The organism is Caenispirillum bisanense, from assembly GCF_900230255.1.
GTDB classification, from domain to species: domain Bacteria; phylum Pseudomonadota; class Alphaproteobacteria; order Rhodospirillales; family Rhodospirillaceae; genus Caenispirillum; species Caenispirillum bisanense_A.
In genome coordinates this window covers 18,535-37,120 of sequence record NZ_OCNJ01000020.1, presented here as the reverse complement: position 1 = coordinate 37,120, position 18,586 = coordinate 18,535, and the positions used below count along the sequence as shown (strand labels likewise).

The window sequence follows — 18,586 nt, the reverse complement described above, 5'->3', positions numbered from 1 at the left end:
GCGGCGGCGCGTCATTCAAGGCTCCCTGGTTCGGGAACCTTGAATCACGACGGCCGCATAACGCCAAGGAAATTTATGAGTTTACGGCCTAGGCCCGCCCCCGCGCCATCAGATCCAGCACCACGGCGGCGGCGCGGCCCGAGGGGCTGCCGCTGCCGCCGCGGAAGGCGGCCAGGGCTTCGGCGAAGCCCTCGCGCTGAGCCTCCCGTGCCGCGCGGTCGTCCATGAGCCGCGCCGTCTCGGCCGCCACCCGGTCCGCTGTGCAGTCCTCCTGCAGCAACTCCGGCACCACGGCGCGGTCGAGCGTCAGGTTGACCAGGTTGACGAAGCGTACCGTCACGAAGCGGCGGAACAGCCAGGCCGACAGCGCCGAAACACGGTATGCCACCAGATGCGGCAGTCCCGCCATGGCGAGTTCCAGCGCCACGGTGCCGGAGGCGGCCATGGCGGCATCGGCGGCCGCGAAGGCGTCGTAGCGGGAGCGCTGGCCGCGTACCACCACCACCGGCACCGGCCACTCGGCGACGGCCGCCGCAACGGCGTCGGCGACCGTGGCGACGGTCGGAATGGTGACGCAGAGCCCCGGCCGCTCGCGCGCCAGCCGCTCCACTGCACCGCGAAACACCGGCAGCAGGCGCGTCACCTCCACCCGCCGGCTGCCCGGCAGAACGCAGATCAGCGGCACTTCCGCCGGTATGCCGTGGGCGGTGCGGAAGGCGGTGCCGTCGCCCTGCCCGGCGCCGCTCTCGATGATGGAATGCCCGACGTGGGTGCAGGCCAGGCCGTGCTTCTCGAAATACGGCGGCTCGTTGGGCAGCAGGCACATCAGGTGGTCGACGCGCTCCGCCACCGACTTGGCCCGTTTCTCCTTCCACGCCCACACCATGGGCGCGACGTAATGCACCTTCGGCAGCCGCAGGCCGCGCTTGCGCACGGCGGCGTGCACGCGGCCCGTGAAGCCCCAGCTGTCGACGGTGACCAGGATGTCGGGCTTCAGGCGCTCGATCATGTCCACCGTCTCGCGGACGATGCCGAGGATGCGCCGCGCCTTCGGCAGCACCTCCAGGAAGCCCATGACCGCCAGGTCCGACAGGTCGTGCAGGCTGTCGAGCCCCTGTTCCTGCATGGACTCGCCGCCGATGCCGGCGAAGCGAACTTGTCCGCCGGTGGCCTCACGCAGGGCCTGCATGAGCCGCGCGCCGAGCAGGTCGCCCGAGGGTTCACCGGTGACGATGAAGACCAGCGGTGCGTCGGTCATGCCGGCTCCTCGTCGCCCGAAACGCCCACCACGAACAGGCCGAGGGCGTCGGCGCGGCCGAGCGTCGCCTCCCGGTCCACCAGGATGCTGCGGCCGGCGTGCAGGGCGATGCCGCGCAGGCCGGCGGCGACGGCGTTCTCCACCGTGCGCGGCCCGACCGTCGGCAGGTCGACGCGCGTTTCCTGCTGCGGCTTGCACAGCTTCACCAGCACCCCGCCGGGGCCGCTGCGCTCGAGGTCGCGGCAGCGGGCGAGGAGGGCGTCCGTGCCCTCCACGGCCTCGACGCCGAGCACGATGCCCTGCTGCACCACCACCGCCTGCCCGACGTCGAGCGCGCCGAGGGTGCGGCAGACGGCGACGGCGCGGGCGATGTCGGCGCGCGCCTGCTCGTCCGGCACGTGGCGGCCGAGCGGGCCGAGGTCGGGAGACAGGTCGGTGAGAATGCTGTCGACGCCGACCACCCGGAACCCCTCGCCCTCCAGCTCGGCGATGAGCGCCTTCAACAGACCGTCGTCGCCCAGTGCCCGCAGGCCGAGGCGGGCGAAGAAGCGGGCCGTGCGCCAGTCGGGCCGCAGGTCGGCGAGCGTCGGGCGACGCACCGGCCCGGCCATGACGAGGTCGCGGCAGCCGGCCTCGTGCAGGGCGCGGATGCCGCTGCCCGCCTCGCCCATGCGGATCCACGCCTGCGGGCTGTCGGCGCCGATGTCGGCGGCGTCGGCGTGGCCTTCGATGGCGAGCACGAAAAAGGGCCGGCCGCTCTCACGGCAGGCCCTCACGAGGCGCCCGGGCAGCGCCCCGCCGCCGGCGATGATGCCGAGCTTATTCGTCGGCATCGCCCGTCGCCGCGGCCAGGCTCTCCGCCGTCGGCTGGCAGATCTTGCGCTTGCCGGCGGCGCGCACGAAGGCGACGATGTCGCGCACCGGCTCGCTGCCGCCGTACTGCGCTTCCACCGCGTTCAGCCGGTCGGCCATGACCGAGCCGTCGGCGGCGCTGAACAGCAGCTTGTAGGCGTGGCGGACGGCGTTGACGTCGTCGCGCTTGAAGCCGCGGCGCTTCATGCCGATGAGGTTCAGCCCCTGCAGGTGGCCGCGGTTGCCGAAGGCCGTGGCGTAGGGGATGACGTCGTTCTCGATGCCCGAGGCGCCGCCGATCATCACGTGCTTGCCGAGGCGCACGAACTGATGGATGGCGGAGCCGCCGCCGACCACCACGAACTCCTCGATCACCACATGGCCGCCCAGCAGCACGTGGTTCATGATGATGCTGTTGTCGCCGATGAACACGTCGTGCGCCACATGCGACCCGATGGCCAGCAGCACGTTGTCGCCCACCTTGGTGAGCATGCCGCCGCCCTCGGTGCCGGTGTTGACCGTCACGTGCTCGCGGATGACGACGTTGCGGCCGATTTCCAGCCGCGACGGCTCGCCCTTGTACTTCAGGTCCTGCGGCTGCAGCCCGACGGAGGCGAAGGGGAACACGACGGTGCCGTCGCCGACCGTGGTACGGCCGTCGACCACCACGTGGCTCTTCAGCTCGACGCCGGCGCCCAGGTGCACGTCCGGCCCGACCAGGCAATAGGGACCGACCTTGACGTCTTCGGCCAGGCGCGCGGCGGGATCGACGATGGCGGTGGGGTGAATGAGTGGCATCAGTCGTCCAGAATCATGGCGGCATAGGTGGCTTCGGCGACGACCTTGCCGTCGACCTTGCCCTCGGCGCGGAACTTCCACACGTTGCGGCGGCTGTGTTCCTTGCTGACGTGCAGTTCCAGCCGGTCGCCCGGCACCACCGGTTTGCGGAAGCGGGCGTTGTCGACCGACATGAAGTAGACCAGCTTGCCCTCGCTGTCGGGGCCGAGCGTCTCCACCACCAGCACGGCCGCCGTCTGGGCCATGGCTTCGATGATGAGCACGCCGGGCATCACCGGACGCTGCGGGAAGTGGCCCTGGAAGAAGGGCTCGTTCATGCTGACGTTCTTGATGCCGACGCACCGCTCGTTCTTGTGAACGTCGACGACGCGGTCGATCAGCAGCATGGGGTAACGGTGCGGAATCATCTTCATGATCCGCTCGATGCCGATGGTGGTTCCCTCGGTGGTGGCTTCGGTCTTGTCAGACGTCGCGTCCATCTTCTACTTGCCCTTCTTGGAAGCCAGTTGCTTCAGCGCGGCGACTTCGCGCCAGAACTCCTTGATCGGTTTGGCGGGATACCCCATGACGACGCCGCCCGGCTCGATGTCGCGCATCACCCCGGCCTGGGCCGCCACCTGGGCGCCGCTGCCGAGCGTGAGGTGGCCGGCGACACCGCCCTGCCCCCCGATGACGACGCCGTCGCCGAGCTTGGTGCTGCCGGAAATGCCGACCTGCGACACGATCACGCAGCCGCGTCCGAGCTGCACGTTGTGCCCGATCTGCACCAGATTATCAATCCTGGACCCCGAGCCGATGACGGTATCGGGCCCGGCGCCGCGATCGATGGTGGTATTGGCGCCGATTTCCACGTCGTCGCCGATGACGACGCGGCCGAGCTGCGGCACCTTCAGGTGCCCTTCCCGCCCCATGGCGAAGCCGAAGCCGTCCTGGCCGATGCGACAGCCGGGGTAGATGTGCACCTTGGCGCCGGCGATGGTGTGGCTGAGCGAGGCATTGGCGCCGACCGAGCCGAGCGGCCCGATCTGCACGCCCGCTCCGATGACGGCATTGGGGCCGATGACGGTGCCAGCACCGATCTCCGCCCGCGCCTCGATCACCGCGCCCGGCCCGACCTGCACGCCCTCGCCCAGCACGGCGGTCGGATCGACCACCGCCGTCGGATGCACGCCGGCCACGGCCGCCGGGGCCGGATAGAACAGGGCGGCCACCTTGGCGTAGGCGCGGTAGGGCTCGCGGCTGAGCAGCAGCACCATGCCGGCCGGCGCCTCGGCGGCATGGTCGGGATGGACGATGCAGGCACCGGCGCGGCTGTCGCGGAAGGCCGGCAGGTACTTCTTGTTGTCGAGGAAGCTCACCTGCTCGGCGTCCGCTTCGTGCAGCGGCGCGACGTCGGCGAAGCGGCGCTCCGGGTCGCCGCCGGCCGCGATCTCGCACCCGCCGGCCTCGGCGAGGCGGGACAGGGTGAAGGGGCCGGCGTTGGTGAAGAAGCGGGAATCCGCCACGGGTCAGTCTCCGGGTATGGCGAGCGGCGTTCCCCCGTCCGGCGCATCCGGTACGTCCGGCATGGCTTCGGGGTCGGGGAAGGGCACGGTCGGCAGGCGCTCGTTCAATTCCAGCAGGATCTCGTCGGTGAGGTCCATGCCGTTGTCGAACAGGAACACCTGCGAGCGGTAAAGGATCACGTTGACGCCCGCCTCGGTGGCGATGTCGTCGGCCACCTGGATGGTCGCCTGCTGCACGTCGCTCATGGCGGTGCCGAAGGCCCGCTCCAGGTTGCGGCGGCGGGTCTGGACCTCGCGCTGGCTGGTCGCCACCCGGTCCTGGAACTCGCGGCGCTTGACGGCGAACTCCTCCGGCGACGACCCGGCCCGCAGGCGCGCCAGTTCCTGGTCGGCGGCACGCAGTTCCTGTTCCACCTGGGCGGCGTCGGCCTGATAGGCGGTGACGTACTTCTCGCGCTCCGCCCGCACATCACGGGCCGCCGAGGCGTCCCGCAGGATGCGCTGCAGATCGATGACGCCGATCACCGGGTTCGGCACGCGGGCGACCGGTTTCTCGCCCGCGGCAACCCCCGAAGGCGCAGACGGAGCCTGCTGCGCGACCGCCTGCGGCACCGCCGGCGCCGTCAGCGCCAGCAGCGCGACGGCAATCCGGAGCGCGCCGCGCAGGGGCATCAGAACTTCGTCCCGAAGTTGAGGCGGAACAGCTCGGTCTCGTCGAAGTCTTCCTTCAGCACCGGCTGCGCCAGATCGATGTTGATCGGGCCGACCGGCGACTTCCAGATCACGCCGACGCCGACCGAGGCACGGATGGAACTGGAGTATTCGTACGGCGATCCGGGGATCACGTCGATGTCGGGCTCGCCGATGATGCCGAAGTCGGTGAAGACCTTGCCGGTGACGCCCAGTTCCTCGGGCAGCCCGAGCGGCAGGCGCAGTTCCACCGAGCCGTTGGCGATCCAGTTGCCGCCGAGCGCGTCGTCCCCGTCGCGGGCACCGGCGCCGCCATAGGCGAAGCCGCGCAGGTTCTCGCCGCCGAGGTTGTAGCGGTAGGCGATGCCGAGCGGGTCCTTGTCGTCGTAATTGTAGATGTAACCGGCGTTGGCGCCAAGGCGCAGCGTCCACTGGTCGGCCAGCGGAATGTAGTACGCGCCGGCGATGTCGTTGCGCAGGAACTTCTCGTCGCCACCGAGGCCGGCGACGGCGTTCGACACGCTGACGACGTAGCCGTCCGTCGGCTCGATCATGCTGTCACGCTTGTCGTAGGTCAGCGTGTGGCCGATCTGCGACAGCAGCGACGTGCCTTCCTGCTCGCGGATGTAGCGCGAGGCGTCGTCGTCGACGTTGCGGATGTCGGTCTGCTGCGCCGTGTACTTCAGCGTGTGGCCGAGGAACTCGTTGTAGCTCCAGCCCAGGCGCAGCGAGCCGCCGGTGATGGTGCTGTCGTACGACGCCTCGTCCTGGTAGTCGTTGGTGATGTGGAAGACGTCGAAACCGGCGCGCAGCGGGCGGTCGAGGAAGTAGGGCTCGGTGAACGACAGGTCCACTTCCGTCTGACGCTGGGCGAGGCGTAGGTCGAGCTTCAGGTCCTGGCCCTTGCCGAGCAGGTTGCGCTCGCGGATGCCGGCCTCGAACAGGGCACCGACGCTGGACGACCAGCCGACGCCGAAGGACAGCTCGCCGGTGGCCCGTTCCTCGACGTCGACGATGATGTCCGTCTGGTCCGGCGCGTCCTCGGCCGGAATGTTGGACACTTCCACCTTCTCGAAGAAGCCGAGGTTGCGGATGCGCTCGCGCGAGCGGCGCAGCTTGGCGGTGTTGAAGGCATCGCCTTCCACCAGCCGGAACTCGCGGCGGATCACCTTGTCGAGGGTGCGGACGTTGCCGTTGATCTCGATGCGGCGAACGAAGACGCGCGGCCCTTCCTGGATGTCGAAGGTGACGTCGATGGTGCGGTCATCGGTATTGCGGGTGACGCGCGGGCGCACGTCGACGAAGGCGTAGCCGCGGGCGCCGATGGCGTCCGTCAGGTTCTGCACCGTCGTCTCGACTTCGTCGGCGTTGTACCACTCGCCGCCCTCGGCGACGATGTGCTCCTGCAGCGAGGCGGCATCGAGGTCGGGCAGGCTGACGTTGACCTCCACCTTGCCGAACTTGTAGCGCTCGCCTTCGTCCATGGTGAAGGTGACGAAGAACGCCTCGCGGTCGGGCGTCAGCTCCGCCACGGCCGAGGTCACCCGGAAATCGGCGTAGCCGTTGCGCAGGTAGAACCGGCGCAGCAGTTCGCGGTCATAGGTCAGGCGGTCGGGATCGTAGGTATCGGCGCTGGACAGGAACCGGTACCAGCGCTCTTCCTTCGTGGCGACCTCCTCGCGCAGCGAGCTGTCGCTGTAGCGGCTGTTGCCGATGAAGGTGATGCGGCGCACGTAGGTCGGCGGACCCTCGTTGATCTCGAACACGAGGTCGACGCGGTTCTGGTCCAGCTCGATGATCTTCGGCTCGACGTTGACGGCATAGCGGCCGCTGCGGCGGTAGAGGTCGAGCATGCGCTGCACGTCCGACTGAACCTTGGCGCGGGTATAGACGACGCGCGGGCGCAGCTGGGTCTCGGCCTCCAGCTGCTGGTCGTCGATGCGCTGATTCCCCTCGAAGGCGATGCGGTTGATGATGGGGTTTTCCACCACGCGCACCACCAGGGCATCGCCGTTGCGGCGCAGCGCCACGTCGGCGAACAGGCCGGTGGCGAACAGGCTCTTCAGCGACTGGTCGAGCTTGGCCGGATCGAACGCATCCCCCTCGGCGACCGCCATGTAGGAGCGGACCGTCGACGGTTCGATGCGCTGGTTGCCCTCCACCACGATCTGACGGATGACGCCGCCGGTCTGGCCGGCACCGATATCCTGGGCGATTGCGGTGGCCGGCACCACGGCGAGTCCGGCAAGGGCGGCGGCCACGGCCGCCGAGCGCACGAGCGAACGCAAGGATTACCCCCGGGGTGATGAGTGATCGACGTGATCTTGACCCGGGGGAGAATGCCCAGTTCCGCCTAGGAACTCAACCCTCTATAAGCCGGACGATATCGTTCCATGTGACGAAGACCATCAGACAGACGACCAACGCGAAGCCGACGCGGAAGCCATACTCCTGCATCCGCTCGCTCAACGGCCTGCCGCGCAAGGCTTCCACGCCGTAGAACAGCAGGTGGCCGCCGTCCAGCATGGGCACCGGAAACAGGTTGAACAGACCGAGCGCGACGGACAGCAGGGCGACGAACATGATGGCGTTCACCACACCCGACTGGGCCGCCTGACCCGAGAACTGCGCGATGCGCACCGGCCCGCCCAGGTCGTCGGTGCCGCGGTCGCCCGAAATCATCTGGCCGAGCGCCGTCATGGTGGAGGCGACGATGCCCCAGGTGTGGGTGGTCGCCTGCCCGACGGCCTCCACCGGGCCCATGCGGCGCATTTCCATGTGCTGGTTGCTGACCGACACGCCGAGGATGGGGGTGCGGTGGACGTTGCCGAAGCCGTCGGTCATCTCCGTCATGCGCGGAGTGACCTCGAAGCTGCGGCGCTCGCCGTCGCGGTCGACCTCCACCTGCATGGGGGTGCCGGCGTTGAGGGGCACGAGGCGCTGGATTTCCTCGAAGCGGTCGATGCCGCGGCCGTCGATGGCGACGATGCGGTCACCCGCCTGCAGGCCGGCGGCGGCGGCCGGGCTGCCCTCCTGCACGCCGCCGAGCACGGGCGGCGTGGTCGGCTGGCCGACGGTCATGAAGACGGCGGCGAAGACGACGATGGCGAACAGGAAGTTGAAGCCGGGGCCGGCGGCGACCACCGCCATGCGCTGGCCCACCCGCTTGTGGTGGAGCGACACCTCCCGCTCCGCGTCGGTCAGCTCGCGGCTCTTGTCGGCGCCGCCGCTGGCCTCGTTGGCGTCGCCGAAGAACTTCACGTAGCCGCCGAGCGGCAGCAGGCTGACCCGCCAGCGGGTGCCGTGGCGGTCGTTCCAGCCGAACAGTTCGCGGCCGAACCCGATGGAGAAGACGTCGACCTTCACGCCGTTCCAGCGGGCGACGATGAAGTGGCCGAACTCGTGCACGAAGACGACGATGGTCAGGATGACCAGGAACGGCAGGATCGTCGTCCAGAGTACGGAAAGGATGTCCATGCGGGTAGGCGCCTTCTCGGGGTCAAGGGCGCGCCGCAGGTCACTCCGCGGCGCACGTGGTGCTGGTCATGCCGGCCGCGATGCGGCGCGCCTCGGCATCGGCGGCGAGGACGTCGTCGAGGGTGGCGAGCGGCAGGTCGCCGGCCTTCTCGATGGTCGCCTCGACGGTGCGTGCGATGTCGAGGAACCCGATCTCGCCGGCCAGGAACCGGGCGACGGCGATTTCATTCGCTGCATTCAGGAGAGTAGGGGCCGCCCCGCCCGTTTGCAAGGCGTGGCGCGCCAGACGCAGCGCCGGGAAGCGCTCCGTATCGGGGGCCTGGAAGGTCAGCTGCGCGACCGCCGCCAGGTCGAGGCGCGGGCTCGGCGCGGGGATGCGCGCCGGCCAGCCGAGGGCGTAGGCGATGGGCGTGCGCATGTCCGGCGTGCCGAGTTGGGCCAGCATGCTGCCGTCGACGTACTCCACCATGCTGTGGATCACCGACTGCGGATGCACCAGGATCTCGATGCGCTCCTCGGGCACCGGGAAGAGGTGCGACGCCTCGATCAGTTCCAGGCCCTTGTTCATCATGGTCGCGCTGTCGACCGAGATCTTGGCGCCCATGGACCAGTTGGGATGGGCGACCGCCTGCGACGGCGTCACCGTGGCCATGGCCTCGCGCTCCCACTCGCGGAACGGGCCGCCGGAGGCGGTGAGGACGATGCGCGACACCGCCGCGGGCTGGTCGAAGTCGAACACCTGGAAGATGGCGGAGTGCTCGCTGTCCACCGGCAGCAGGGTGGCGCCGTGGCGTTCCACCTCGGCCATGACCAGCGCGCCGGCGCAGACCAGCGTTTCCTTGTTGGCGAGGCCGACGACACAGCCGCGGCGCACGGCGGCCAGCGTCGGCGCGAGGCCGGCGGCGCCGACGATGGCCGACATCACCCAGTCCGATGGCCGGGCGGCGGCCTCGGTGACGGCGGCGCAGCCGGCGGCGGCCTCGATGCCCGACCCGGCCAGACGCTCCTTGAGGTCGGCGTAGCAGGCTTCGTCGGCCACCACGGCCACTTCCGGCCGCAGGGCGAGCGCCTGCTCGGCCAGGGCGGCGGCGTTGCCGTTGGCGGTCAGCGCGACGACCTCGTAGGCGGCGCGGTCGCGCATCAGCAGGTCGACGGTGTTGCAGCCGACCGAGCCGGTGGAGCCGAGGACGGTGACGCGGCGGCGGCCGTCGCGGCCGGTGCCGGCAGGAGCCTTGGGAGTCACCATGCCGCAATTCCTCCTTCCGCCAGATACACCGCCAGCGCGAGCAGCGGCGCCGTCAGCACCAGCCCGTCGACACGGTCGAGCACGCCGCCGTGGCCGGGGATGATGTGGCCGCTGTCCTTCACGCCGAAGCGCCGCTTCACGTAACTCTCCGTCAGATCGCTGATCTGTTCGACGACCGCAAGAAGGCCGCTGAAGAGAATAAGGGCCGGAAGAGCATCCGGGTTCACCAGAAACGCCGTCGCCACGCCGACCAGCGCCGCGGAGAAGGCGCCGCCGAGCAGACCGGCCCAGGTCTTCTTGGGGCTGATGCGGGGTGCCAGCTTGGGCCCGCCGATACGCCGGCCGAAGACGTAGCCGCCGGTGTCGGTGGCCCACACGATGAACAGCAGCCACAGGAGGGTGCCGAGCCCGCCCGCTTCGCGCAGCCACACCAGCGCGAAGGCCGGCAGGGCGACGTAGACGGCCCCGAGCGCCGCCCACCCTGCCCCGTCCCGCCCGCGGGCGAGCAGGAACACGGGCAACGGCGCCAGCAGCGCGACGGCGAGGGCGTATTCGGGAAGCGGCACGGCCACCACGGCGGCCAGGGCGGCGGCGAAGCCGCTGGCCCAGCCCGGCAGGCGGTGGCCGGGTTGCACCATGGCCTGCCATTCCCAGGCCATGATGAGCGCGACGCCGGCGACGGCGACGTCGAACACCGGAGATCCCGCCCAGGCGCACAGCAACGCCACCGGCAGCATGATGGCGGCTGAGAGCAGGCGGGTCTTCAGCACGAGCGTCTCGTCAGTCCGTCACGCCGCCGTAGCGGCGTTCGCGGCCCCGGAACGCGGCGACGGCCGCTTCCAGATCGGCGCGGTCGAAATCGGGCCACAGCGTATCGGAGAACACCATCTCGGCATAGGCGATCTGCCACAGCAGGAAGTTGCTCACCCGCTGCTCGCCGCTGGTGCGGATGAGCAGGTCCGGATCGGGGATGTCGGCGGTGAACAGGCGGGCCGTCACCGCGTCCTCGTCGATGGCGGACGGGTCGATCAGGCCGGCCTTTGCCTCCTCCGCCAGCCGGCGGGCGGCGGCGGCGATCTCCGCCCGGCCGCCGTAGGACAGGGCGATGACCAGCTGCAGCCCGCCGTTGCCGGCGGTCAGCGCCTCGGCCTGCTCGATCAGCCGCACCGTTTCCGGCCCGAACTGGTCGCGGTCGCCGATGACGCGCAGGCGCACGCCGTTGGCGTGCAGCTCGCCGATCTCGTTGCGGAGATAGAGGCGCAGCAGGCCGCGCAGCTCCGTCACCTCGTCCTCGGGACGACGCCAGTTCTCCGACGAGAAGGCGAACAGCGTCAGCGTACCGATGCCCATCTCGCCGGCGGCGCGCACGACCCGGCGCACCGCCTCGGCCCCCTGACGGTGGCCGGCGGTGCGCGGCAGGCCGCGGGCGCGGGCCCAGCGGCCGTTGCCGTCCATGATGATGGCGACATGCACCGGCATCGGCGGCGCGTCACCCCTGCTGGGGAGAGGTTCGGCGCCCATCAAACCTGCATGATCTCCTGTTCCTTGTGCTTCAGCGTCTCGTCGACGGTCTTGATGGCCTCGTCGGTCAGCTGCTGCACTTCGGTGGAATGGGTGCGGTGCTCGTCCTGCGAGATCACACCGTCCTTTTCCATCTTCTTCAGGCTGTCCATGCCGTCGCGGCGGACGTTGCGGATGGCGACGCGGGCGGCCTCGGTGTACTTGGCGGCGACCTTGGACAGCTCGGTGCGGCGCTCTTCCGTCAGCGGCGGGATCGGCACGCGGATGCTCTGGCCCTCGGCGGCGGGGTTGAGGCCGAGGCCGGCGTCGCGGATGGCCTTCTCCACGGCCTTCGTCATGCTGCGGTCCCACACGCTCACCACCAGCATGCGCGGCTCGGGCACGCTGACGTTGGCGACCTGGTTGAGCGGCATGCTGGAGCCGTAGGCATCGACGACGACCGGATCGAGAAGGCTGGTGTGCGCCCGCCCGGTGCGCAGGCCGGCGAACTCCTTCTTCAGGACCTCCACCGTCTGCTCCATGCGGTGCTTCAGGTCCTTCTTCAAACTCTTGAAATCGGCTACGTCACCGGACACGGCTCATTCCTCCTCGGTAATGATCGTATAACGCCCTTCGCCCTTCATCACGTGAGCGAAGGCGTCGTCACCATGCATGTCGAACACGACGATGGGCAGCCCGTTCTCGCGCGCCAGCGCAATGGCCGAGGCGTCCATCACCCGCAGGTCGCGGGCGAGCACGTCGGTGTAGGTCAGGCGCGCATAGTACTGGGCGTCGGGAACCTTCTTCGGGTCGGCGGAATAGACGCCGTCCACGTTGGTCGCCTTCAGCAGGGCGTCGCAGTTCATTTCCACCGCCCGCAGCGCAGCCGCGGTGTCGGTGGTGAAGAACGGATTGCCCGTGCCGGCGGCGAAGATGACCACGCGGTCCTTCTCCATGTGGCGGATGGCGCGGCGCCGGATGTAGGGCTCGCACACCGCTTCCATGGGGATGGCGGACTGCACGCGGGTCTGCACGCCCACCTTCTCAAGCGCACTCTGCACCGCCATGGCGTTCATGACGGTGGCCAGCATGCCCATGTAGTCGGCGCTGGTGCGGTCCATGCCCTGGGCCGCGCCGGACACGCCGCGGAAGATGTTGCCGCCGCCGATGACCAGGCACACCTGCACCCCCATCTCGCGCACCGTCCGCACCTCGCGGGCGATGGAGGCGACGGTCTGGCTGTCCAGACCGAACTCGCGGGACCCCATGAGGCCCTCGCCGGAGATTTTCAGAAGGACACGGCGAAATTGGGGCGCGGCGGCGGACATGGGGGCCTCGATCGCTCTCTCGGACGGCGGACGGACGGACGCGGGGTGCTCCCGGCCGCCGGTGGCGGCGGGTCACGCGCGGCGATGGGCTGCGCGCACACGGAAAGGGGCGGCACCGGCCGGGATGATATACACCATCCGGGCCGCTGTCGCCCCTTTTCCAAAGGACTCAGTTACTTCTTGAGCTGCGCGGCGACCTCGGCAGCGAAGTCCTTCTCTTCCTTCTCGACGCCCTCGCCGAGCGCGAAACGGGCGAAGCCGGTCATCTTGATCGGGGCGCCGATCTGCTTGGCGGTGTCCTCGATGACCTTGCCGACCTTGCGGTCCGGATCCATCACGAAGGGCTGCTCGAGCACCACGACTTCCTCGTAGTACTTGCGCAGGCGGCCTTCCACCATCTTGGCGATGATCTCTTCCGGCTTGCCGGAGGCGCGGGCCTGCTCGGACAGCACGTCACGCTCGCGGTCGAGCGCTTCGGTCGAGACCGACTCGGTGGTCAGGAACAGCGGGCTGGCGGCGGCCACGTGCATGGCGATCTGCTTGCCCAGCTCTTCGAGCTTGGCGGCGTCGCCGGCGGACTCCAGCGCGACCAGCACGCCGATCTTGCCGAGGCCCGGCTTGACCGCGTTGTGGACGTAGGCGGAGACCACGCCCTGCGACACTTCCAGCACCTGGGTGCGGCGCAGGTTCATGTTCTCGCCGATGGTGCCGATCATGGTGGTCAGCTGGTCGGCGACGTTCTTGCCGGCGCCCGGGAACTCGGCGGCCTTCACGGCTTCGACGTCACCGCCGACGCCGTAGGCGACGCCGGCCACGGTCTGCACGAAGTCCTGGAAGGTCTCGTTGCGGGCGACGAAGTCGGTCTCGGAGTTCACCTCGACGACGGCGCCCTTCGGGCCCTCGGCCTTGGCGGCGACCAGGCCTTCGGCGGCGACGCGGCCGGCCTTCTTGGCGGCGGCGGCGAGGCCCTTCTTGCGCAGCCAGTCGACGGCCGCCTCGATGTCGCCGTTGGTCTCGGCCAGCGCCTTCTTGCAGTCCATCATGCCGGCGCCGCTCGTCTCACGCAGCTCCTTCACCAGGGAGGCGGTAATCTCGGCCATCGTTAAACCTCTTGTTTGGCGTTCAAGCGGATCGAATTGAAAACTTGAAAAAATGGCGGCGACCATCGGCCGCCGCCATCCTCTCGGGGCGAACCGGGATCAGCCCTGCTGCTCGGCAGCCGCTTCCTCGGTCGCGCCGTCGTCCAGACCGGTCTCGACCGGGGCCTCGGCCTGCTCACCGATGTCGACACCGGCGGCGGCCATCTCGGCGGAGATGCCGTCCAGCACGGCGGCCGACAGCAGGTCGCAGTACAGCTTGATGGCGCGGATGGCGTCGTCGTTGCCCGGCACCGGGTAGGTGATGCCGTGCGGGTCCGAGTTGGAGTCGAGCACCGCGATCACCGGGATGTTCAGCTTGTTGGCCTCGGCGATGGCCAGGCTTTCCTTTACGGTGTCGATGACGAAGATGAGGTCGGGCTGGCCGCCCATCTCCTTGATGCCGCCGAGGGCGCGGGTGAGCTTCTCACGCTCGCGCTCGAGGTTCAGCAGCTCCTTCTTGGTCAGGCCGGCCACCGGGCCGCCGTCCATCATCTCGTCCAGCTCGCGCAGGCGCTTGATGGAGTTGGAGACGGTCTTCCAGTTGGTCAGCATGCCGCCGAGCCAGCGGTGGTTCACGTAGTACTGGCCGCAGCGGCTGGCGGCGTCGGCGACGATTTCCTGCGCCTGGCGCTTGGTGCCGACGAACAGCACGCGGCCGCCGTTGGCGACGACGTCACGCACGGCTTCCATGGCGCGGTGCAGCATCGGAACGGTCTGCTGCAGGTCGATGATGTGCACGCCGTCGCGAACACCGTACAGGTACGGAGCCATGCGCGGGTTCCAGCGGCGGGTGTTGTGGCCGAAGTGGCAGCCGGACTCGATGAGCTGACGCAGGGTAAAGGTCGGAAGGGCCATGATGTCCTCTTTTCCGGTTGAGCCTCCGCGGGTGGAGTGAACCGGCGGGATCGCCGGCACCGGAACGACGCTGGGGCGGCAAAACCGCCCCGGCCGCGCACCCGCGTGCGTGGTTGAGGCCCGCTATGTACAGCGCAGGCCCCGCTTTGGCAACCCCCTTGCAAGGCCGGGGCGGTGAAGAGTTGGTGACGGGCGGAGGCAGGCTCGGGCGGCGGTGCGTGATTAGCCACCAAGACACCAAGTACACCAAGAGGTCGTGCGGCCTGCGCTGCCTGATCCAGGCGCGGATGCAAACGAGACCAATCTTCTCGCCGCCCCTGTCCCGCGCCGGCGCCCGCTCCTTCCGCCTCTGCCTATCGGAAGCGAGACGTCTTGGTGTTCTTGGTGTCTTGGTGGCTAAAACAACGCCGCCCCGTCACACCTCCACCACGTCCCGCACGCCCGGCGTGTTGCGCAGGGCGCCGATGGTCTGGGCGGAGAGCTGGAAGGTGCGGCCGAACTCGATTTCCACCGAGTGGTCCTCGATCTCCGCCACCACCACGATGCGGCCGTTGCCGCGGCCGTCGCGCTCGATGATCTGCTTCAGGCGCGGCACCGGCTCGGGGTCGGCGACATGGACCATGATCTTCTTGGCCGAGCGCGCCGCCACCTCCTCCAGGTCCTCGACGCCCTTGGCCGCCAGCCGCACCTGCTCGCCGTCGAGGCGGGCGTCCATGGTGACCAGCACCGGCTTGCCGCTTTCCAGCAACTCGCGCGAGGCCTTCAGGATCTCGGAGAAGAACATGGCTTCGAAGGTGCCGCCGGCGTCGGACATCATGACGAAGGCATAGCGGCTGCCGTTCTTGCCGACGCGCTCCTTCCGGCCGCCGACCGAGCCGGCCATCTTCACCGGGTTGGCGCCGCCGTTCTTCAGGTAGGTGAGCAGTTCCGACGACTTCACCACCGACAGGCGCTTCAAGGTGCGGTCGAAGGTGTCGAGCGGGTGGGCCGACAGGTAGAAGCCGATGGCCGAAAGCTCGTTCTCCAGCTTCTCCATGGGCGTCCAGTCGGGCACCTTGGGCAGCACCAGCGGCGGGGCGGCCTGGGCGCCGCCGCCGAACAGGCTCACCTGGCTCGACGCCCGCTCCTCCGCCGCCGCCTGGGCGTGGCGCATGAGCGTCTCGATGGCGGCGAAGGTCTGGCCGCGGTTGGCGTTGAGGCAGTCGAAGGCGCCCGCCCGCACCAGGTTTTCCAAAAGGCGCTTGTTCACCGCCTTGGTGTCGAGGCGCCGGGCGAAGTCGGCCAGGTCCTTGAAGGGGCCGTTCCTGCGGCGCTCCTCCACCAGCACTTCCATGGCCTGGGCACCGACGTTCTTCACCGCCGAGAGGGCGTAGCGCACGGCGCCCTTCTCCACCGCGAAGTTGACCTCCGACTTGTTGATGTCGGGCGGCAGCAGGGCGATCTTCAGGCGCCCCAGCTCGGCCTTGAAGGCCTCCAGCTTCTCAGTGTTGTGCATGTCGTAGGTCATGGTCGCGGCCATGAACTCGACGGGGTAGTTGGCCTTCAGATAGGCCGTGTGGTAGGCGACCAGGGCATAGGCGGCGGCGTGCGACTTGTTGAAGCCGTAGCCGGCGAACTTGGCGATGGTGTCGAAGATCTCCGACGCCTTCTCGCGGGCGATGCCGCGGGTTTCGGCGCCGTCGCAGAACATGGCCCGCTGTTGGTCCATCTCCTCCTTGATCTTCTTGCCCATGGCGCGGCGCAGCAGGTCGGCGCCGCCGAGCGAGTAGCCGGCCAGCACCTGGGCGGCCTGCATCACCTGCTCCTGGTAGATCATGATCCCGTAGGTTTCCTTGAGGATCGGCTCCAGGTCGGGATGCATGTAGATCACCTCCTCGTCGCCCTGCTTGCGGCGGATGTAGGAGGGGATGTTGTCCATGGGGCCCGGACGGTACAGCGCCACGACGGCGATGATGTCCTCCAGGCAGTCGGGCTTCAGCTTGGTCAGCACGTCGCGCATGCCCGTGCTTTCCAGCTGGAACACGCCGGCCGTCTCGCCGCGCGCCAGGATCTGGTAGGACTTGGGGTCGTCGAGCGGCAGCGCCGACATGTCCAGCGGCGTGCCGTGCTGCTCCATCACGTGCTTCACCGCCGTATTGATGACGGTGAGAGTCTTGAGGCCCAAGAAGTCGAACTTCACCAGGCCCGCCTGCTCCACCCACTTCATGTTGAACTGGGTGACCGGCATGTCGGAATGCGGATCGCGGTAGAGCGGCACCAGCTCGTCCAGCGGCCGGTCGCCGATCACCACGCCGGCGGCGTGGGTGGAGGCGTGGGAATACAGGCCCTCCAGCTTCAGCGCCAGATTGAGCATGTGCCCCACCTGCGGGTCGCTGTCGCGCAGGTCGGCCAGCTGCGGTTCCTGCTCCAGTGCCTGGGCCAGGGTCACCGGGTTGGCCGGATTGTTGGGGATCATCTTGCAGATCTTGTCGACGTAGCCGAGCGGCATCTCGAGCACACGGCCGACCGAGCGCACCACGGCGCGCGCCTGCAACTTACCGAAGGTGATGATCTGCGCCACGCGATCGCGGCCGTATTCCTTCTGCACGTAGCGGATCACCTCTTCGCGGCGGTCCTGGCAGAAGTCGATGTCGAAGTCGGGCATGCTGACACGTTCGGGGTTCAGGAACCGCTCGAACAGCAGCTGGAAGCGCAAGGGGTCGAGGTCGGTGATGGTCAGCACCCAGGCGACCAGCGAGCCGGCACCCGAACCGCGGCCCGGCCCGACCGGGATGTCGTGGTCCTTGGCCCACTGGATGAAGTCGGCCACGATCATGAAGTAGCCGGGGAACCCCATCTTGATGATGACGTTCAGCTCGAACTCCAACCGCTCCCAGTAAGGCTTTGCAACCGCTTCCTTTTCCTCGTCCGTCATGCCGGGCGTGAAGACGTGGACGTGCAGGCGCTTGCGCAGGCCTTCCTCGGCCAGGTCGCGCAGGGCCTCGTCCTCGGTGCGGTCGCCGGCCTTGGGGCTGCGCGGCAGGATGGGCTTGCGCTTCTCCACCATGACGGCGCAGCGCCTGGCGATGACCAGCGTGTTGTCGGCGGCTTCCGGCAGGTCCTTGAACAACTCGCGCATTTCCGCCGGGCTCTTGAAGTAGTGCTCGGGCGTCAGGCGGCGGCGGTCGGTGTGGGACAGGAAGCTCTTTTCCGCCATGCAGATGAGGGCGTCGTGCGCCTCATACATCTCGCGCTTGGGGAAGAAGCACTCGTTGGTGGCGACCAGCGGCAGGTCGAGCTTGTAGGCGAGGTCGACGAAGCCGGGCTCGGTCAGGTCCTCGCGCTCCATGCCGTGGCGCTGGATCTCGACGTAGAGGCGGCCGGGGAAGATCTCCGCCAGGGTCCGCAGGCAGGCCTCCGCATGGTCCTTCTGGCCGTCGAGCAGCATGCGCCCGACCGGGCCGCAGGGGCCGCCGGTGAGGCAGATGAGGCCTTCGCCGTGGTCGCGCAGGGCGTCCAGGCCCACCTGCGGCGCCTCGACGCCCTCGGTCTCCAGGAAGGCCTTGGACACGACCTTCAGCAGGTTTTGATAGCCGACCTCGTTCTGCGCCAGCAGGACGATCTCGTCGGGATCGGGCTGGCGCACCTCGCGCGCGCCGAAGCCGGTGCCCTGCTCGGCCTTGCGGCGCAGCGCCACCTGGCAACCGACGATGGGCTGCACGCCGGCATCGGCGCAGCCGACGGAGAACTCCAGCCCGCCGAAGATGTTGCGGCTGTCGGTGATGGCGACGGCCGGCATGCCCATCTCCTTGCAGAGCTTGGGCAGGGCCTTGGTGGAGATGGCGCCCTCCGACATGGAGTAGGCGGTGTGGACGCGCAGATGGACGAAGCTGGCGGCAGCGGCGGTATCGGTCATGGCCGGACCATAGCAGAGGATGAGGCGGCGGCGGGAGGGGGTT

The 18,586-nt window shown here is 69.0% G+C and carries 16 protein-coding genes; all 16 read right to left on the bottom strand.

The features are described from left to right. Nucleotides 1-88 precede the first annotated feature (88 nt). On the bottom strand, nt 89-1,258 hold the full coding sequence (gene lpxB / locus CRP50_RS23910) for a lipid-A-disaccharide synthase (RefSeq protein ID WP_097281719.1): 1,170 nt from the start codon (nt 1,256-1,258) through the stop codon (nt 89-91). Then, entirely contained in the window at nt 1,255-2,091 is an 837-nt protein-coding gene (locus CRP50_RS23905) for an LpxI family protein (RefSeq protein ID WP_097281718.1), read from the bottom strand. Before CRP50_RS23905 ends, lpxB begins: the two co-directional genes overlap by 4 nt. Next, nucleotides 2,078-2,908 (bottom strand): acyl-ACP--UDP-N-acetylglucosamine O-acyltransferase, encoded by an 831-nt coding sequence (lpxA, locus tag CRP50_RS23900; RefSeq protein WP_097281717.1) that lies wholly within the window; start codon nt 2,906-2,908, stop codon nt 2,078-2,080. The genes CRP50_RS23905 and lpxA overlap by 14 nt, the downstream gene beginning before the upstream one ends. Then, nucleotides 2,908-3,387, bottom strand: coding sequence for a 3-hydroxyacyl-ACP dehydratase FabZ (gene fabZ / locus CRP50_RS23895; RefSeq protein ID WP_097281716.1), 480 nt, complete (start codon nt 3,385-3,387; stop codon nt 2,908-2,910). Before fabZ ends, lpxA begins: the two co-directional genes overlap by 1 nt. A 3-nt stretch (nt 3,388-3,390) precedes the next feature. After that, the gene (lpxD, locus tag CRP50_RS23890; RefSeq protein ID WP_097281715.1) at nt 3,391-4,413 is read right to left on the bottom strand and encodes a UDP-3-O-(3-hydroxymyristoyl)glucosamine N-acyltransferase; all 1,023 of its coding nucleotides are present in this window, start codon (nt 4,411-4,413) and stop codon (nt 3,391-3,393) included. 3 nt (nt 4,414-4,416) lie between these two features. Beyond that, entirely contained in the window at nt 4,417-5,085 is a 669-nt protein-coding gene (locus CRP50_RS23885; protein WP_097281714.1) for an OmpH family outer membrane protein, read from the bottom strand. Next, complete coding sequence (bamA, locus tag CRP50_RS23880; protein ID WP_245913696.1) at nt 5,085-7,391, bottom strand: outer membrane protein assembly factor BamA; 2,307 nt, start codon at nt 7,389-7,391, stop codon at nt 5,085-5,087. The genes CRP50_RS23885 and bamA overlap by 1 nt, the downstream gene beginning before the upstream one ends. A 73-nt stretch (nt 7,392-7,464) precedes the next feature. Then, nucleotides 7,465-8,580, bottom strand: coding sequence for an RIP metalloprotease RseP (gene rseP, locus CRP50_RS23875; protein ID WP_097281713.1), 1,116 nt, complete (start codon nt 8,578-8,580; stop codon nt 7,465-7,467). A gap of 40 nt (nt 8,581-8,620) precedes the next feature. Continuing rightward, complete coding sequence (locus CRP50_RS23870) at nt 8,621-9,826, bottom strand: 1-deoxy-D-xylulose-5-phosphate reductoisomerase (protein ID WP_097281712.1); 1,206 nt, start codon at nt 9,824-9,826, stop codon at nt 8,621-8,623. Continuing rightward, a complete protein-coding gene (locus tag CRP50_RS23865) occupies nt 9,820-10,596 on the bottom strand; it encodes a phosphatidate cytidylyltransferase (protein WP_097281711.1) in 777 nt (258 codons plus the stop codon). The genes CRP50_RS23870 and CRP50_RS23865 overlap by 7 nt, the downstream gene beginning before the upstream one ends. A gap of 10 nt (nt 10,597-10,606) precedes the next feature. Beyond that, the gene (locus CRP50_RS23860) at nt 10,607-11,347 is read right to left on the bottom strand and encodes an isoprenyl transferase (RefSeq protein WP_097281710.1); all 741 of its coding nucleotides are present in this window, start codon (nt 11,345-11,347) and stop codon (nt 10,607-10,609) included. Then, complete coding sequence (gene frr, locus CRP50_RS23855; protein ID WP_217992120.1) at nt 11,347-11,868, bottom strand: ribosome recycling factor; 522 nt, start codon at nt 11,866-11,868, stop codon at nt 11,347-11,349. The genes CRP50_RS23860 and frr overlap by 1 nt, the downstream gene beginning before the upstream one ends. A gap of 57 nt (nt 11,869-11,925) precedes the next feature. Beyond that, nucleotides 11,926-12,654: a UMP kinase gene (gene pyrH / locus CRP50_RS23850; RefSeq protein ID WP_097281708.1), complete on the bottom strand. Its 729-nt coding sequence runs from the start codon at nt 12,652-12,654 to the stop codon at nt 11,926-11,928. 173 nt (nt 12,655-12,827) lie between these two features. Beyond that, nucleotides 12,828-13,754, bottom strand: a complete 927-nt coding sequence (gene tsf / locus CRP50_RS23845) for a translation elongation factor Ts (protein ID WP_097281707.1) — start codon at nt 13,752-13,754, stop codon at nt 12,828-12,830. A gap of 99 nt (nt 13,755-13,853) precedes the next feature. After that, nucleotides 13,854-14,648: a 30S ribosomal protein S2 gene (gene rpsB / locus CRP50_RS23840; RefSeq protein WP_097281706.1), complete on the bottom strand. Its 795-nt coding sequence runs from the start codon at nt 14,646-14,648 to the stop codon at nt 13,854-13,856. 415 nt (nt 14,649-15,063) lie between these two features. Continuing rightward, nucleotides 15,064-18,543: a DNA polymerase III subunit alpha gene (gene dnaE / locus CRP50_RS23835; RefSeq protein ID WP_097281705.1), complete on the bottom strand. Its 3,480-nt coding sequence runs from the start codon at nt 18,541-18,543 to the stop codon at nt 15,064-15,066. Nucleotides 18,544-18,586 lie beyond the last annotated feature (43 nt).

Bases quoted from the DNA above. Each gene is read 5' to 3' on its own strand.
- fabZ (WP_097281716.1), bottom strand. From the start codon at position 3,387: ATGGACGCGACGTCTGACAAGACCGAAGCCACCACCGAGGGAACCACC.
- CRP50_RS23860 (WP_097281710.1), bottom strand. From the start codon at position 11,347: ATGGGCGCCGAACCTCTCCCCAGCAGGGGTGACGCGCCGCCGATGCCG.
- tsf (WP_097281707.1), bottom strand. From the start codon at position 13,754: ATGGCCGAGATTACCGCCTCCCTGGTGAAGGAGCTGCGTGAGACGAGC.
- rpsB (WP_097281706.1), bottom strand. From the start codon at position 14,648: ATGGCCCTTCCGACCTTTACCCTGCGTCAGCTCATCGAGTCCGGCTGC.
- lpxA (WP_097281717.1), bottom strand. From the start codon at position 2,908: ATGCCACTCATTCACCCCACCGCCATCGTCGATCCCGCCGCGCGCCTG.
- pyrH (WP_097281708.1), bottom strand. From the start codon at position 12,654: ATGTCCGCCGCCGCGCCCCAATTTCGCCGTGTCCTTCTGAAAATCTCC.
- rseP (WP_097281713.1), bottom strand. From the start codon at position 8,580: ATGGACATCCTTTCCGTACTCTGGACGACGATCCTGCCGTTCCTGGTC.
- CRP50_RS23870 (WP_097281712.1), bottom strand. From the start codon at position 9,826: ATGGTGACTCCCAAGGCTCCTGCCGGCACCGGCCGCGACGGCCGCCGC.
- dnaE (WP_097281705.1), bottom strand. From the start codon at position 18,543: ATGACCGATACCGCCGCTGCCGCCAGCTTCGTCCATCTGCGCGTCCAC.
- frr (WP_217992120.1), bottom strand. From the start codon at position 11,868: ATGGAGCAGACGGTGGAGGTCCTGAAGAAGGAGTTCGCCGGCCTGCGC.
- lpxB (WP_097281719.1), bottom strand. From the start codon at position 1,258: ATGACCGACGCACCGCTGGTCTTCATCGTCACCGGTGAACCCTCGGGC.
- CRP50_RS23885 (WP_097281714.1), bottom strand. From the start codon at position 5,085: ATGCCCCTGCGCGGCGCGCTCCGGATTGCCGTCGCGCTGCTGGCGCTG.
- CRP50_RS23905 (WP_097281718.1), bottom strand. From the start codon at position 2,091: ATGCCGACGAATAAGCTCGGCATCATCGCCGGCGGCGGGGCGCTGCCC.